The sequence below is a fragment of the Tissierella sp. MB52-C2 genome, assembly GCF_030931715.1.
GTDB lineage: Bacteria > Bacillota > Clostridia > Tissierellales > Tissierellaceae > Tissierella.
Map to the genome: position 1 here is coordinate 2671048 of NZ_CP133261.1, position 16686 is coordinate 2687733.

The window sequence follows — 16686 nt, forward strand, 5'->3', positions numbered from 1 at the left end:
AGAGTTACTTGCGACTGTTCATCAGTTTCCAATGCTTTCTTGGATATTATTTGATTTTATATGATATTTTAAAATTGTTACAATAATTCTATCAACTCTTCTAGCTTAAATACTTCATTATCAGGTTTAATATGAGTATCATTTATAGTCAAATCCTTATTGAACCAGATTCCAGTTAAACCTAATTTCTGTGCTGGTTCAATATCATTTTGAAGATTATCTCCTATCATTATTGCCTCTTCTGGACTAACTTTCATCCTATCCATAGCAATTTCAAATATTTGTTCTTTAGGTTTGCATATTTTTAAATAGTAACTAAAGGTAAATATATCTATATATCTTGCTAATTTAACCTTCTCAAAGCAATTGATCATAACTTCATCATAAAGGCTCGAATTTGAAATAACTCCAATTCTATATCCCTTTTCTTTAATGCTTTCTAATGTTTTATGAATATTTTCTTCAATCCAGATATTGTTCCGATATTCTGTATAAAATATATCCATTGCTTTTATACATATATCTAAGTCCAAATCCACATTATACTTCTTTAAAAAACTATTTAAATAGTATTCTACTTCATATTCTGTATGATTAATTTTTCTTAAAGGCATAACTCTCTTCCATACATCAAAGAAATTCTCTTTTACATCATTAAACTCAATTTGACAATTATATTGCTTAAGGAATTCTGTAAGATACTTTATTCCAATAGTATCCTTTTCATCATCAGTTTTTCCAAAATGAAAATGCAATAATGTATTACCCATATCAAAAAAAATTACTTTTGAATTCTTTATCATATTTCCCTCCAAAATAGTATTTATTATCTAGTAATCTATCTAGTTAAAAATAACTCATCCTCTGTTAGAATATCCGACCTATGCTCAAATAATATCTTTATATCTTTATTTTCAGTAGATATAATATTTAAAAATTCTCCTATATTACTCCACCCTTCTTCTGTGTCCAATTCTACTAATGCTGGATGGTGTCCATTTTTTATGGTATCAGTAATCTTTATATTAGATATATGAAGTAAATATGTATACTTGGCCATTTATTTTATAAAATTTCTATAATCAAATTTACTATCTATATTAGCTAGAACATGGAGTCTAGCACTATCTAAACATAATTTTAAATCTGAATACTCTTCCAATAAATCTTTTAATAATTTTCCTTGATATAAATACTTATTGAGCATCTCTATCTCCAATACTATTTGTATCTTATACTTTTTAGATAACTCTGATAATCCTCTAAATATATAATTACATTGATTTTTAAACTCTCGAAATCCATATGCTTTTTCTCCAATGGTTTCACCTTCATGAGAAAACTTACATTTCCTCCAATTAAGTTCTTCATCTACTACCATAGATTTTGGAAAATGTACTAATAAATATTCCGCTCCTATTTCTGATGCGTATTTAACCTCATTTTCAACTGCTTCAAATGCTTCCATAACTTCATCCTTATCAAGAGATAATAATAAAGGATCTCTATATTTATAGCTTGATTTGTTTAGAGGAAAATGTATTCCTATTTTAAAATTATCTTCTCTTGCTATCCTAAGCATCCTTTGTATTTCTTCTTGTTCATCAAAATTACAAAACTCTATTCTAGAATTCTTTAAGTAATTAAGCTGTTTATTCCAATGTTCTTTACTATCAGTTCTTCGTGATTTGTATTCTCTATTTTTTAGTGGCTTTAATCCGAGAACTTCATCAACTGATACTTTAAAATACTCTGAAATCTTTGGTAACAATAATATATCAGGCATAGTTATACCATTCTCCCATTTACTTACTGATTGAAATGATACCCCTAGAAAATCTGCTAACTCAGATTGAGTTACTCCTTTATTTTTTCTTAATTCAGCTATTGTTAATTTAACAGTATTCATATAAAATCCCTCAATTCGTATTTTATAGTCAAGCTTCTCTTTCTATTTTATAAGCTTAGTTAATTAAGAACAATAACTTCATCGTCGAATAAATTCTCCTATAGGTTGAGATATGATCTTGAAATTATCTGGTATTGTATTTAATTTTCTAACTTAAATTTCTTCTGCCATACAATCCCGTCTCCCCTATAACTATCTTTTCACTACTTAAATCCTTCTTTCCATAACTTTAATTTTCCAATTTCTTTCAGGATGTATTGTACTAGTAACCTCTTTCATAACCTTAAACCCAATGCGTGTCCAAAACTCAAATGCTTTTATATTTTCCTTTAAAACACCTAATCGTATTTTATTAAATCCTTGATTTTTTATATTTGTTATAAATTCTTCTATAAACTCTCTTCCATATCCATTTCTATGAAAGTTTCCGTCAATCATAAATAATCCTATATATATTGTATCTTCGTTTGGATAATTAACTATATAGTCTATCACGCCAATATCCACACCATTTAATTTTATTAGTTTATAGTTTTTATTTTCGACATTTGAACCTGGAGGTATTCCATTTTTATCCTCAATAACAGATTCCATTGAAGGTTTACCATTCATGGAAATCTGAAAGTATTCCTGATTTGTATTATAAATTTTTAGCACTCTTTCAAATAATTCTTCTGTAACTGTCTCTAATATGAATTTATTCATAATGCTTACCATAGCCCTTCTCTCTTTCCCCTCTGCTATATCTTAAATCCTTTTGTTCTAAATCCTTAATAATTATAAAACTGACTTCCTCTATATAAGTTCTAATATCATCATAATTAAATAACAATAAATCTAAGTCATCATACCTTGCATTAAAATCATACTCCAACGCAGCTTTAAGCTCTGATATTTTTCTAGAATCGATTTCTAATATTTCTATCTCTTCAAATATAACATTGATTTTTAGGTTATATTTATCCTTTACTATTTGATTTAGTCTACTATAATCATGATAGTAATTACGTTGCTGGTCTATTCTTTTTTTCCTATTCTTATCACGCATATATTTTATGTATATATTTTGTATCCATAATTCATCTGCAATTAAGTGACAATAATATCCAAGATATAAATCATCATATATTTTATCTTTATACTTCTGTAAGAACTTATTATAATCATAGTACTGATAATTAGGGTCCTTAGAATCTTCATAAGGTTCTCTTTTAATTCTAAAGTGAGAGATAGCCTTTGCCTCTCTAGTATTTTTATGTAAATCTGGCAATAGGTTTCCTAAATTAAATCTCATCAAATCTAAATCAAAACGTTCTGCTATTCTTTCTGAGATAGCTAAGTGTATCATTCTTGATGCCATTTGTTTTGTACCTCCTTATTGCTACAATAAAGAATCATCCTAAGGAACTTATTAAATTAATCTTTCATTTCTCTAAATCCTATATTAAAATTTTCCATTCTATCTCTCCATATTGTTTTTGAATTTCTGTCTCCTATTTTTACTATCTATATGCTTGGTCATGATTCTAATATTTTTGCTACAATATCATCATATAGAACCTTTGAAAAATCTGTTGTGTCTACAGTAATTCGTATATCCCCATAAGCAAAATCTCTGCATGGTTTAGTAGCTTTCTTAAAAAATTCAAAATCATTAAAGTAATTATTTGAAACAAGCCCTTGATGTCTTTCTATCGTGGTATCCCTTGCTAAAAATCGACGATGAATTACCTTCACATCTCCATCTAATAACACTGTAATTACTCTATATTTATATTTACTGACTTTTGAACTTAATATATCAGGACATGGATTAGTAAAATTACTTTCAATAATAAATGTTTGATTAGTTTTCATAAGTATTTCACAAAAGTGAAAAGATAAATCATATGCTAATCCCCCATATTTTTGAGATTCTGTAGGGATATTGGTATCATAATGAATTTTATCCCATATTATTTCTTTAAGCTTATCTTTGCAAATTAAAGGTATTCCCATCTTATCTGATAAATAGTTTGCAAATGTGATTTTCCCTGTTGCAGGCATACCAGCAATTATTATTAAAGTTTTATTCAAATAACTTACCTCCTTACTTATTAGAGTACTGTATGGTAAAATTATCCTTATTTCTATTGGCCATACATCTTTCCAAAAATTCATAAATATTTTTACTGTTTTTTAAATTAATGACCTTTTCTTGATAAACTGCAATTCGTTCTTTTAGATTATCCTTCCCTGCATCGTAATTCTTTGACCATTTAAACATACTTTTAAGCATCTTATATTCTGGTTTATAAATACACCCTTCAGTTCCAAGTTTCTGTTTTATCCAACGTTTAACTATCCTGTAATTTCTTATTCTAATAGAAATCTATCATTTACCATTATTTCATCTGCTATTTCTTCTGCATCTAATAAATTCGTATCAAGATAGTATGTCTTACTATAATTCATCCCCTTCTATTAACGCTGATTTTTCTTTTCTTTTGGCTATGATTTTAGAAATTGTTGATTTTCCTACACCTCCCGGACCAGCTATAATATATATATTATTCATTTATCTTCCTCAGTCATTGCCATAATCTAGTTTAACTCTATATTAAGACCTAATTCTTTGAATAAAATATTCAACCTATCCTTCTCTTTTTCAATAATTGGAAGATTAGTGTTATATAAGTAATGTTGAAGTACATCAGCATCTTTAAGTAACTCACAATAATCACTATCTATATCTTGTTTATTACTATGTTTAAATATTGAACTACAGATAATATCAATTTCCTCTTCACTAAATATATTAATATCATTTAAAATTTTTCTTGCTTCAATAGAGCCTAATTTTCCGTGGTCCATACTACATCCAGTTTTATAAGTCCAAATATCATGAAGCATTCCTGCCACTGCACATAATTCAACATCCAATCCCCTTTTTAATGCAAGTAAACTGCAAATATCGGCTACACCATATAAATGAACATAACCGCAACGCCTTCGCTCTAAATCTGGCTGTTCTATTAGTATTTTATCTACAACTTTACGAACTTCTTCTAATCTATTCATAAGCGCTCCCTTCAATTATTGGCTTTATTTAATTTCAATAATAATCCATCTTAACTATATTCTACAAAACTTTCTTAGTCCCTCTTTTTTAATATATATTTTTAAAAATAAAATGAGAATGGTTAATATCTATATCCATTCTCATTTTAAATTCTACACTGAAATTCAAGACTTTTCTAAACTTAATATATCGAATTTCTATATGTTTTTAATAAAGTCCATATTTATTTTATCTAAACTAACCTTAGGAATGCCTAAAGTCCTATCATTAAATTCACCATGGCAGTCTGAACCTGCTGAAATCAACAAATCATTTTCTTCACAAAATTTTATATAATAATTTGCATCTTCTATATTTTTTAAATATGGAGAGTAACATTCAATACCTGAAATTCCATAGTTCTTCCATTCCTCCAAGACTTCTAAAGATAACTTTTCTCCTCCTTGATATGCACTAGGATGAGCCAAGAATGAATGTCCTCCTGCCGCCTTAATTGTTTTAATTATTTCTTTTGGGTTCTTAAAATATAATTTTTCATTACTTGATTTTATTATTTCAAAATAATCTTTAAGATTACTAACTATATTCTTATCTAATAAGTAATTTAATGATTCCCATCCGCCTCTCTTCCTATTGTATTCATATGGGTAGTAGTCTTTAATATCTTTTATCTTATCTATCTTTTTTGCATATTGAATAACTTTAGTATTAAATTCTTTTCTTTGTATTTGATTAAATTTAAGTAATTCATTTAATCTCCTATCTTCATGGTTAAAATCGTATGCAGTTATATGATATTCTTCCCCATTATATGTACATGAAATTTCTACACCAATGACATAGTAAATATCTTTTGGAATACTATATAACATCTTTACACTATTCTGGATAGTATCATGATCTGTAATAGAAAATAATTTTATGTTATTCTTTATAATAAGCTCTAATAATTCCTCAACAGTCCATGTTCCATCTGAAGCTGTAGTATGAATATGCATATCAACCTGATAATCCCTTTCAATCATATACTCATCACCTTATCCTTATCTATAGAAAAGTTTTCCTTTTCCAATATATAATTTGATAAATTTCTAAATACTCCTAAACCTCCTGGTAATATCAATCCATCTAATTTATTTATTATAATATCATCTTGAGTATAAAAGCTTTTTAATATATTGAGATTCCACGGAAATAAACTCCTGTATTTTGGAAAGTGTGACATATTTGTTTGAAGACATGTCCTCATATTTTCTATCTATAAATTGGTCATTTAGAATAGAATGCTTCATCTTATCAATTTCACTGAGACTCACAATATTTGGTATATCATATCCAATGGACTCTTCAAGCATTTGCCATATTATTTTCTGTTGTGGCTGCAATAAATACAGGGCGTAATCTACATCATTTGATTCTTGATGATAAATACTTCCAAGTCCTTTTTCCAAGGCTTCTTTATTTTCCAATCGAAATGGTGTCCAAATTTTTATATTATTTTGTATATCAGCAAGTATGTGAGAGCAGTACCCATATATAAAATCCGCTTTCTCGGTGTCCTTATTTTCTTTCAAGAGAACAAGTACATTTTCTAACCATTCTTGATTATTTGTGGCTCTCCCCCATCTTTCACTTCCAACACAGAGATGGCTTATTTTCTTCATATCACTTACATAATTATGACGAAAGTGAATAGAATCGGGTGCAATAGCACCTAGCATAAAATCACAGGGTTTCTTGATTTCCGGTGTATTGCTTATTATATTATATGCAATATGTAAATGAGTCATTGCAAAAGGCATTCTTTTCCCTCCTTTATTTATGTTTAACTGGCTAAATAACATTTAATACGAAAGCTTGCCTTCTTAAATTTTCCTAAACAAGAAATTGATTCTTATTAGATATAAATGTTTTAAAGCTTTACTTTATTCTTTTAGCGATTGGGTGATCCTTCTTCAGTTCCAACAAATCCCATAAGTTACCATATATATCTTTAAAAACAGCAACAGTACCATATGGGGCCTCCTTAGGTTCTCTTACAAATTCAATCCCTCTTGCGATCATTTCATTATAATCTCTCCAGAAGTCATCTGTATTCAAAAACAAAAATACCCTCCCTCCTGTCTGATTTCCAATAAACAACTCTTGTTCAGGTTTTGATGCTTTTGCGAGTAATATTGTTGTCCCAACTGAACCTGGTGGAGAGACAACTACCCATCTCTTATCTTGTTCTGGCTGATAAGTATCTTCAACCAATGTAAAGTTTAACTTCTTAGTATAAAACTCTATTGCCTCATCATAATCTCTAACAACTAAAGCTATATGCACTATTGATTGGATCATGTTATTAATGCCTCCTATTTATTTTAATTGCATGATATAAAAATATATTCAGCCTGTAATGCTACCTCTCTGGCGTAGTAGATAAATGGATTCTCACAACTATACTGGTTATCCTTTAATATTTTGACCGCCTCTACTAAATTTCATAATTTAACCACTTTTCTAATTCAGGCATCATATCTGCATAATATCTAATGACCTTAATTGTTTCCATTACTTGGTCAATCCCCATTTGCTGTTCTTCCATGTCTGTACATTCAATCCATAAAGATCGCCTTAAATTATATTCCAACCATCCAAGTTTTCCTAAAAATCCATTTATCAAAACCGTTTTCCAATTTGCTCTTAACATTCCATATCTCTTTTTATATCCTTCTATAAATGCCATAAATCTTTTCTTGTCAATGTTTCCCATTCCATCTTCAGCCCAATAAATCGCCGTTTCAATCAATTCCTGCATAGGGCTTATATATCCTGCTGCTTCCCAGTCAATAACAATAGGATTATCTTGGTTCCACATAACATTCTTGGGGTCTAAATCTCTATGGCTAATAACCATATCTGCTGAAAGTAACATTGCTGATTTGTTTGCTTGAGAATTCCAATCATAGAGATTATCAGAAATCTCCTGCAGTTGACTAGCCCATTCTATATTATTCTCTTGTCCCCTTTTCAAATAATAATTCCAATCTGCTAACTCTCCATTATCTGACCAATCATTAGCTATTCCCAATTCAGAAAAATTCGTCATATGTATGTCAGCAAGAATAGTACCTATTCTTTCACAATGAACTATTCTGATTTCATTAGGCTTCAGACTTTTCCCTTCTATCCAATCGAAAACAAGATAGAATTGATTATCTATTTCTTGCATGCAAATACCATTAATTTTTTTGGCTGGAATAGCGGGTATATTATTTGATGCGATATTGGCAATTTGCTCTGAATTGATAAAGTTTTGCATTGCCATAGGTCTAAGCATTATTTGAGGATTTAGTACTTTAACTACATATTTTCCTTGCGTGGTTTCAATAGCATACATTCTGTGCAAGAATCCACCTGTTATGGCCTTGGGAAAGCCAATTATATCGCCAAGTCCTAAGACATTACATAGTTTTTCAAATTGTATATTGTATACTGAATCATTCATTCCTCTGTCCCCCTATTTATGCTATATAAATGGTCCTTATCTCTTTCTCCAATTCAATCTTCATTTACCAACAAAACAATTATATATTAAGTATAGAAAACAGCTCCTCTAAAGACTCAGTTTCATATTCTGGTTTTATATCAAACTTTTTTTTATAATTATGTCTATTTATCCAACATGTATCTATTCCTGCTCTATTAGCACCTAGCATGTCAGATGAAGAATCACCTATATGTATTATTTTATATGGTTCTATATTGTAATGATTGATTACTTCTTTGAAAATCTTATAATTTGGTTCACCCTTATAGGATTGTATATTTTCTGATATAAATATCTTATCAAAATCAAAGTTTTTAACTTGATTTTCAATCATTTCAGTATCAGCATCGCTTACTAAACATACCTTATACTTTTTATTAGCCCTTTTAATAAATTCTTTACTGTCATAATATAAATCTGCTCTATCGTGTTCTTCCATAAAAATTCTTGTTGCATAGCTTGGACAATATTCCACTTGATTTTCTTGAAAAATGTCTTTGAAACTCTCAAAAAAAATTTGTTTTAAGTTCCTAAACTTAGTACTGGTACTTTCATTGACATGAAACTTATCAACTATTTTACTTTTGGCAATTTGTACATACTTATCCTTTAATTCTTCATTATAATCTTCCTTTAGTATTCCTTTTCAAATGTATTCAACTCTAGATTCTATATTTACTAACGTTTGAAACATATCTATGCAAATTACTTTATATTCTTTCATAGCTCACACCTCTTATATAATTAGTATTGCAGGTATAAAACTCCAAAATAATATGGCCATTTAACTTACCCTACCTTCTTTACCATAACTCTGCAAATAGGTACTTAAAGTTTTCTTGCTTTAAAAACAAATGAAAGGGGAAGCATTTTTGCCTTTTTTAACCTATTATCAGCATCACCAGTTAGTTCCATCGTCGCTTGATCTGTTTCCTCAACCATCTCCTCTATAATAAACCCTGCTTTTGCCAGTGCATTTATATAGGTTGAAATTTTTCTATTACACAATGTAATATCATAATCATCTAATAGATAAGTAAACCAATTTTCATCAAAGTAGCTATTCTCAAATATCAACTTATTTTCTTCAAAACCCTCACAATCAAATTTATATTGTTTCTATCATATTTAGCTAGAATCAATTCTTTTTAGGTACATAGACCCTAGCTGAGGTGCTATCTTATACAATTAGATATTACACATATTACTTTCTTATATATATCTTTTTATCAGCAACAAATGGAATTAATTCGTTATGCCATTGCACTATATCTAACTCAGGCCATTTTTGAAGCCATTTTTCAACCTTTTTATTATAAATCTCTTTTGTTATTTGTCTGTTATTAGCAACAATCTTCATATGAAAAATATCCTTCAGCCCAAAAGGTGCATATATTTCCCAGTCTTTTTCAGATAACTTCCTTACTCCCAAGGAGGTAGCTGTCGTTGGCCAAATATCTATTGCATCTTCTATAGATTTATATGGCTCAATATCATATCCAAATTTATCCTTATACCATAAATGAACCCTAGCTTGATTCTTAACATCTAACCAAAAAGGAAATCCCTCTAATTCTTGATTTAAATATTCCATAACTTTTCTTTCATATTTTTCTTCTATATTTTCAGGATTATAATAAACTATATCAATATCATCTATACCATAATCCACTGGTCGATTAGTTAGTATATTCCATACTGTTTGAGTAATAGCTCCTGCGCCAATATAAAAATCTTCAGTTTTAAGTTCATATAAGACTGTAATTAGTTTTTGCAAATATAAGTTACTTTCAATTATATCTATTAATTTTTCAGCATCATTTAATAAAGTCATTAAAACAAACTCCCTCTTTATTTAATAATAGTGATGTAATATATTGCTTTTCGTTCAATAATATCTTTAAAGTAATTTTCTATAATAATATTTGTTATCCTCGTCCATATCTTCTGATTTCTCAAATCCAACACCACTCCAAAATCTTTCATTTGCCTCATTTGTCGGTGTCAGTTCAATATATAAAGCACCTTCATCATTAATATGATTTTCAGCCTTTAAATAAGCTGAATTTCCATAACCTAAATTTCGGTAATTTGGCTGGATATAGTATTCCATTAAAAAGCATTTTCCATCTTCATCAAAATAGGTAACATACATTAAAAAACCAATGATAATTTCTTCTTTATTTATGAAGAGTATTCTTAATGGATTTTTATCTCTTATTCTCAGTTCCTCAATTGCATCTCTATATTCATCCGAATAAAAATAATCTAAATCGAAGTCATCTCCTAATGAAGCATTTATAGATAATTCATTAATATAACTATCAAATAACTTCCAAAATGTCGTTACATCAGCTTTGTTTTTTACTATAGATAATGTTAAGCTATTACTCATTATGAACCTCCTAGTATAATATGATTAGAATCATTTTTATAAATATTCTAATCATATTTTTATTACAATTTTCAATTGAGATATTCTAATACTAAACATACTTGATATTGCTATTTCTTATTTTGATTTCTTCTTAATAAAACCTCTAACATAATTAAAAAGTTCCAGACCAATTTCAATATTTGGTGATTCCCATGTAGCCATAGTTTCAGTAAAGTTACCCTTCCATGGAAACATTTCTGTTGGATCAAAATAGTAATCCTCCGTCAACTCCATAGAAAAATAACAGGGTTCACTAATTGAAATCATATCTTTTTGATCTATGGCTTTTATGGCTTCAATTACACCATTTTTTATAATTCCATAAGTTTCCTGTGGTAGTGGTTCCCATCCTGTTGCCTTGTTCTTTACTGTGATACAAGTAACATTTTTAGAAATTTCTCTCGCTTCTTTATGTGACGCATTGCATCCAATATTGGCAATGTATTTTGTTCCACAAAAACTCAGTGTAGCCTGTCCAATCTCAGCTATGTGCATTTCATTAACAAATAATGTTTTTATCGGTGGAGTTTGAATTGTATGAGGAAAATATGCATCTAATTCTCCATTTCTAGCATGTTGTCCCACTGTAATTAATCCAAATGGATTAGACTCCGCTTGACCTCTAATTCTTCTCCAATAAAAACATCGATTTGGAGTATCAAATACTTTTACATTACCTGGAAGTTGCTCCAGAATCACATTAAATTCTGCATCCCCTGCATAATGCCCATCATATAGTAAAATTTCATCAATCTCATATTCTTTTGCTGCTTCACAGACTGCTAATACATCACTGGTTAAATATTGTCTGCCTATGTTTCTCCAAAGCTCTGAACCATGATATATTGCTTCAACATTATTTTCAAAAATCCCACTTGTACCCTCCATATCTGCTATTAAAATAAGTTGTCTTTTCATTTCACACCTCATATCATATATTTTCTTTATTCATGTAAATGGGCTGAAGAAAATTCAAATTATAACAATTCTACTAACTCTTCCAGCTTAAATATCTTACTATCAGGTTTAATGTGACTATTGTTTATAGCAAAGTTCTTATTGAACCATATTCCAGTTAAACCCAATTCCTGTACCGGTTCAAATAATATCTTGTTCTTCAATAGTAAAATTCATTATCTATAATAGATTCTTATATGATATTTCAAAATACATTGATTCGATCTCATCTTCGACAAATGTGTCTCTCTTTTGAAAACCAGCATTATTTAACATACCAATTGATCCATGATTGTGACGATATGTAAATGCACCAATTCTTTCTATATTAAATCTTCTAAACATTTCAGTTATAAAGATTTTCACAGCCTCTGTCCCTATTCCCTTTCCCCAAAATTGTTTTTCAAAAATTACAATACTTAACATTGCCATTTTTTCATCACTTTCATCTATACCATAACACCAAATATCTCCAATATATTTATCCTCAAAATAAATCACCTTACCATAACTTAAAGCATCTGCTTCCATGGATTCCTCAAACAATATTAATGCTTTTTCTAAAGATTCAACAGTAAATGGAAATAACCCTCTTATTTCTTTATCTTTAGTTTTATTCCAAAAAGTTAAAACATGTTCCTTAGTTCTCTCTTGTAATCTTAAATGCATAGGGCTCACTCCTTTAGATTTATATAAATATCTTATGAGTTAACTTCCACTATATTAATTGTTCGTTAAATTATCTTATACTTCCCTATTTTATGCAAGTTTTTATAGACATCTATAACTTTGATGCAATTTTAGGAAAAAGGATTTCAATATCCTATTAAAACCTCTAATATAATCTTGCAGTCTAGCTTAGATTTAGCATTCTTGAATGCAAACTAAAATAATGAACGAACTAATTTATATTGTATATCTAAATATAAGTTCACCATTTGAATCTTTTTCATTTATATATTCAAATCCGATACTTCTATAGAATTCATATGCCATTTTATTTTCTTCAATGATACTTAAATATACAGTATCTACCTCATATTTTTTTGAAACTATTTCGATGAGCTTCAGCATTGCTGTTCTTCCATATCCTTTATCCTGATATTTTTTATCTATCATTATTCTATCAATCCAAGTATGCTTATTAGGTCCAAAAGATCCGTACATGGCAAATCCAATAACCTCATCATAATTGTAAATAGCCACTGGACACCATTCCTTATATTCATTGGCTTCTTCCAAACATTCCTCTACAGTTTCAATAAATTTTTCTTGCTCAGGGTTCAACTTTATATTTTTTACCATATCTTCATTGGTTCTATCTATATCTCTGAAAAGTATATTCACTATTCCATCCCCACCTTATCCATAAATTCTATATTTTCTTTTTCATTTTGATAATACGGATTACTTCTATTAGGCTTGCTCAACACTCTCTTTTGCTATTTAAAAATACAATATCATATCAATTTCTCCATCTTCATTTGTACCTATCTGCTGCAATCCTAGTTGTGTATATAAGTTCTTAGTATATTCATTTCCAAATTTATAAGTAGTAACTATTTTCATTCTTTATAACTATAATAAAGTTATATTTTCTAATTCTGGTTTACCTATAGCTCTAAACAAATCGTCATAGATAAATCAACTAGATTGATCCTGAAATCTTCTTCCTTCCTAGTCAAATCCAACTGCCATATTCACAATCTTGTCAATGTAGTCATTAAGTCATTATTATTGCTACAAACCATTCTCATTGCAAAGCCATCTTATTCCTCCCGGCCAGCCTTTATCACTCATTTCCAGGATACCTTTATAGTATTGATTAATACCACTTACTGAGTAATCATAGTTTATATGTTCATTTATATAATAATTTGAAATTGCTATTCCACTAAATTGATTAAAATCAATACCTAAAATATGTCCAGTACTATTTTTTGCTAAAATACCTCCATTTTCATTCATAATATCCTATGCTGAAGCAGGAGTACCATCTATATGACTATAGCCAATATCATCTGTTGGGTCTATAGCTCCCCATGTATTGTTTCTAAAGGCTTGAACAATTACATGTCCACTATATGCGTAATGAATATTAAATAGTTGTGTTATACGTGATGGTAATCCAATTAATTGATATAGAATACAAGTTACTCTTGAAATATCTGTACACCAGTTAGAACAACGTTTTATAATGTCTTCTTCAGTTCCTCCAAATATCATATCATCTAAATCATCACTTTCAATTATTTCATACAGCCTTGAACAAAATGATGCAATTTTTATAATCTTATCTTCCCCTGAGGTAACTTCAGAAATAAGTTTACACACAAGACTTTCCAAATTAGTTCTTGAACCTAGAATATACTTAATTTCTTTTTTAGTATATTCTCCATATAAATATTCTTTAGTATCATCACATAATCTAATCATATTTTCAAAAATAACTCTATCTACAGAATTCTTTCCATGAGTATCATTTTCCAACATAATTTCATAGGATCTACCAAACTGATTTATCCCTTTATAAGCTGATAAATCGTCCATGTCTATTCCCCCTTGTCAACCATTCCCGACACCACTTGCATTAATAAAATAGTATAATCCCAGATGTTCTCTCCTTCTTCTACGAATTTTAACCTTTGATCAGTTCTTTCAGTTATTAACCTTTTTAACTCCAACAATTCATTATCTGATAATCTATTTTCATTTAATCCGTTGACTATACTAATACTTTCAAATAACTGTTCCTTTTCCGACTCAATGATTGTCATCTTTTCATCATTACTATTTCTTGAGTCATCAATTACTATAGGTATAGCTATTGCATCAACTTGAATATTATTAAAGCCAAGCTCCTCAAATAGTCTAGGTAATTCTACTGGATCAGGCCAATACTTTCCAACATTATGTTCTCTATTAATTTCATCTGTATTTTTAAACAGTTTATCTAAAAGCTCAGTTTCACGTTTACTTTGCTTAGGCAATAGACTAGGCTCAGTTCTTATGTATTTGTCTGGTATTGCATACATTACAGAAACCCTTCCTTTTGGTTTACACACCCTCTTTTGTTCTAATAAAAATTCTTTATTTGGCACATGCTCTATTACCGTATGGGATATGCAGGCATCAACTGAATTATCTTCTAACGGAAGCTTTAAAGCATCTCCTTCATAATAGCTTATATTATGTAAATTCATCTGAATGGCTTTTTCTCTAGCATATTTTATAAATTCTGTATCTCTATCTATGCCTATTATCCTAGATTCTTCTCCTAGCCAATTCGATAATTTTCTAGTGATTGCACCTGGACCACAACCAATATCGAATATTGTCATTCCCTCTCTTAGTCCAAGTAACTTTAAAAATAAATCTTTTCTATCATCTCTAAATCTTATTTCTCTACTTAAATCAAGATTCAAAATACCTTGTACTTTTGTTGACCAAATATCATTTCCCATAAACACCCTCCTCGAATACTTTCTGTCATGTCAGTTTTATTTTAGTTACTAGTATTACTCTTCTCTATTATTTATCTCCTCCAAGTTTTCATAATACTTTCAACAATCTATTGTCACTACCATTTGGAGTTCAATATTTCAGATTTTTTGCTTTCATACTCTTCCTTCGAGATAATCCCATCTTGATATAATTTATCAAGCTTTCGAAGTTTAACATCAAAATCCTCTTGTTGCTCATGTATATCAATTTCATATACTCCAGCACCATTTGAACTAAAGAAATTATATAAATGATACCCCGCAACTCCAGCAGCACCCAATGTCCAAACTACTCCAAATACCCCCATCACTGGAATTTGAGTAATACCAAATATTACAAAAATAATCCCCATTATTCCTGCTATAGCAGAACTAAATTTTGAAGGTTTAACCCTAACTTTCTTCAAATAATTCACACCCTATCTAAAATTTTATTAAAACTTTCAGTGTCGGTACTTAATAACAACTTTTGCAGCCCTATACAGTGATCATTTCGTAAATTGTTTTTTTACCATTGGTGTAATCAGCTACAGAATACCCCTATAATAATTACTAATTTCATATTTAGCCTTATAGTACTAATAATCATAAATTATTATAAGAATTAATAATACATTTCTTCAATACAAAACAAGATAATAATATATTAATTTTATGCCTTAAAAACTATAACTGTTCCATTCCACTTTTCGTTTGGTGAATTTTTTTCTTGTAATATATTCGATCCAGTGTACTCACTAATCACTTTTCTCCAAAATTGATAAGCAATTTTATTTCCAGTCGTTTGCTTTATTTCCCACGTACCAGGAAATTGGTCAAATAATGAAAAGGCAAGTTTTTTACCTACTCCTTTTCTCTTATATTTACGCATTATAAAAAAATCACTTATTACATTTGTTTTTTCTGCTGAACTTAGTATTGTAAACTCTTTGGGAACATCAAGGATAACGAAGGCAAATCCAGCGATTTCATCATCAACTTTCACTATAAATGGACGTCGATAATCTTCTGTCCATTGGCTGTCCAAATATTTATATAGATAAAATCCATGTTTGTTTAAAACATGTCCATCAAATTCACTAGAATCATATCGATATAATTGAATTAGATTGTACAAAATAGTTTTATCTTCATAAGGAACAATGGATATTTGGATATTCATTGTTAATACATTCTTTCACATATTTTTAATCTTTCAAAAACTATTTATCTAGTAGTACACTTTTAACTAAGATTGTACACTAACATAATATAGAATTCTATTCTAATACATATATACTAATA

Annotated in this window: 25 protein-coding genes; all 25 read right to left on the reverse strand. The window is 29.1% G+C overall.

The features are described from left to right. Window positions 1-77: 77 nt before the first annotated feature. Complete coding sequence (locus RBU61_RS13570) at window positions 78-803, reverse strand: HAD family hydrolase (protein WP_308876003.1); 726 nt, start codon at window positions 801-803, stop codon at window positions 78-80. Between the two features lie 35 nt (window positions 804-838). Beyond that, entirely contained in the window at window positions 839-1060 is a 222-nt protein-coding gene (locus tag RBU61_RS13575) for a hypothetical protein (RefSeq protein WP_308876004.1), read from the reverse strand. Further along, window positions 1061-1909 (reverse strand): helix-turn-helix domain-containing protein, encoded by an 849-nt coding sequence (locus RBU61_RS13580; RefSeq protein WP_308876005.1) that lies wholly within the window; start codon window positions 1907-1909, stop codon window positions 1061-1063. It lies immediately after the preceding gene. 207 nt (window positions 1910-2116) lie between these two features. Then, on the reverse strand, window positions 2117-2626 hold the full coding sequence (locus RBU61_RS13585; RefSeq protein ID WP_308876006.1) for a GNAT family N-acetyltransferase: 510 nt from the start codon (window positions 2624-2626) through the stop codon (window positions 2117-2119). Then, the gene (locus tag RBU61_RS13590) at window positions 2607-3269 is read right to left on the reverse strand and encodes a hypothetical protein (RefSeq protein WP_308876007.1); all 663 of its coding nucleotides are present in this window, start codon (window positions 3267-3269) and stop codon (window positions 2607-2609) included. The genes RBU61_RS13585 and RBU61_RS13590 overlap by 20 nt, the downstream gene beginning before the upstream one ends. Window positions 3270-3427: 158 nt before the next feature. Next, on the reverse strand, window positions 3428-3985 hold the full coding sequence (locus tag RBU61_RS13595) for a hypothetical protein (protein ID WP_308876008.1): 558 nt from the start codon (window positions 3983-3985) through the stop codon (window positions 3428-3430). 13 nt (window positions 3986-3998) lie between these two features. Continuing rightward, window positions 3999-4175: a hypothetical protein gene (locus RBU61_RS13600; RefSeq protein ID WP_308876009.1), complete on the reverse strand. Its 177-nt coding sequence runs from the start codon at window positions 4173-4175 to the stop codon at window positions 3999-4001. 317 nt (window positions 4176-4492) lie between these two features. After that, window positions 4493-4969, reverse strand: a complete 477-nt coding sequence (locus RBU61_RS13605; protein ID WP_308876010.1) for an HD domain-containing protein — start codon at window positions 4967-4969, stop codon at window positions 4493-4495. A 198-nt stretch (window positions 4970-5167) separates the two neighbouring features. Continuing rightward, window positions 5168-5995, reverse strand: coding sequence for a PHP domain-containing protein (locus tag RBU61_RS13610; protein ID WP_308876011.1), 828 nt, complete (start codon window positions 5993-5995; stop codon window positions 5168-5170). A gap of 123 nt (window positions 5996-6118) precedes the next feature. Then, window positions 6119-6772, reverse strand: coding sequence for a zinc dependent phospholipase C family protein (locus RBU61_RS13615; RefSeq protein ID WP_308876012.1), 654 nt, complete (start codon window positions 6770-6772; stop codon window positions 6119-6121). Window positions 6773-6890: 118 nt separating this feature from the next. Further along, window positions 6891-7313, reverse strand: coding sequence for a VOC family protein (locus tag RBU61_RS13620; RefSeq protein ID WP_308876013.1), 423 nt, complete (start codon window positions 7311-7313; stop codon window positions 6891-6893). Between the two features lie 136 nt (window positions 7314-7449). After that, window positions 7450-8463 (reverse strand): phosphotransferase, encoded by a 1014-nt coding sequence (locus RBU61_RS13625; RefSeq protein WP_308876014.1) that lies wholly within the window; start codon window positions 8461-8463, stop codon window positions 7450-7452. A 79-nt stretch (window positions 8464-8542) separates the two neighbouring features. Further along, window positions 8543-9145 (reverse strand): HAD family hydrolase, encoded by a 603-nt coding sequence (locus RBU61_RS13630; protein WP_308879824.1) that lies wholly within the window; start codon window positions 9143-9145, stop codon window positions 8543-8545. Window positions 9146-9333: 188 nt separating this feature from the next. Next, window positions 9334-9582 carry a hypothetical protein gene (locus RBU61_RS13635; RefSeq protein WP_308876015.1) on the reverse strand — a complete coding sequence of 83 codons (249 nt, stop codon included), beginning with the start codon at window positions 9580-9582 and terminating at the stop codon, window positions 9334-9336. Between the two features lie 127 nt (window positions 9583-9709). Beyond that, window positions 9710-10339, reverse strand: coding sequence for a nucleotidyltransferase family protein (locus tag RBU61_RS13640; RefSeq protein ID WP_308876016.1), 630 nt, complete (start codon window positions 10337-10339; stop codon window positions 9710-9712). Between the two features lie 66 nt (window positions 10340-10405). Then, window positions 10406-10900, reverse strand: a complete 495-nt coding sequence (locus tag RBU61_RS13645) for a GNAT family N-acetyltransferase (RefSeq protein WP_308876017.1) — start codon at window positions 10898-10900, stop codon at window positions 10406-10408. Between the two features lie 117 nt (window positions 10901-11017). Further along, window positions 11018-11860, reverse strand: a complete 843-nt coding sequence (locus RBU61_RS13650) for a M55 family metallopeptidase (protein ID WP_308876018.1) — start codon at window positions 11858-11860, stop codon at window positions 11018-11020. Between the two features lie 219 nt (window positions 11861-12079). Beyond that, entirely contained in the window at window positions 12080-12568 is a 489-nt protein-coding gene (locus RBU61_RS13655) for a GNAT family N-acetyltransferase (protein ID WP_308876019.1), read from the reverse strand. 237 nt (window positions 12569-12805) lie between these two features. Further along, window positions 12806-13246 (reverse strand): GNAT family N-acetyltransferase, encoded by a 441-nt coding sequence (locus RBU61_RS13660; protein ID WP_308876020.1) that lies wholly within the window; start codon window positions 13244-13246, stop codon window positions 12806-12808. A 99-nt stretch (window positions 13247-13345) separates the two neighbouring features. Next, entirely contained in the window at window positions 13346-13468 is a 123-nt protein-coding gene (locus RBU61_RS13665) for a hypothetical protein (RefSeq protein ID WP_308876021.1), read from the reverse strand. A gap of 171 nt (window positions 13469-13639) precedes the next feature. Continuing rightward, the gene (locus RBU61_RS13670; protein WP_308876022.1) at window positions 13640-13867 is read right to left on the reverse strand and encodes a hypothetical protein; all 228 of its coding nucleotides are present in this window, start codon (window positions 13865-13867) and stop codon (window positions 13640-13642) included. A 6-nt stretch (window positions 13868-13873) separates the two neighbouring features. Beyond that, entirely contained in the window at window positions 13874-14449 is a 576-nt protein-coding gene (locus RBU61_RS13675; RefSeq protein ID WP_308876023.1) for a hypothetical protein, read from the reverse strand. A gap of 2 nt (window positions 14450-14451) precedes the next feature. After that, window positions 14452-15363 carry a methyltransferase domain-containing protein gene (locus RBU61_RS13680; protein ID WP_308876024.1) on the reverse strand — a complete coding sequence of 304 codons (912 nt, stop codon included), beginning with the start codon at window positions 15361-15363 and terminating at the stop codon, window positions 14452-14454. A gap of 116 nt (window positions 15364-15479) precedes the next feature. Continuing rightward, the gene (locus RBU61_RS13685; protein ID WP_308876025.1) at window positions 15480-15809 is read right to left on the reverse strand and encodes an SHOCT domain-containing protein; all 330 of its coding nucleotides are present in this window, start codon (window positions 15807-15809) and stop codon (window positions 15480-15482) included. A gap of 245 nt (window positions 15810-16054) precedes the next feature. Next, on the reverse strand, window positions 16055-16564 hold the full coding sequence (locus tag RBU61_RS13690) for a GNAT family N-acetyltransferase (RefSeq protein ID WP_308876026.1): 510 nt from the start codon (window positions 16562-16564) through the stop codon (window positions 16055-16057). Between the last annotated feature and the right edge of the window lie 122 nt (window positions 16565-16686).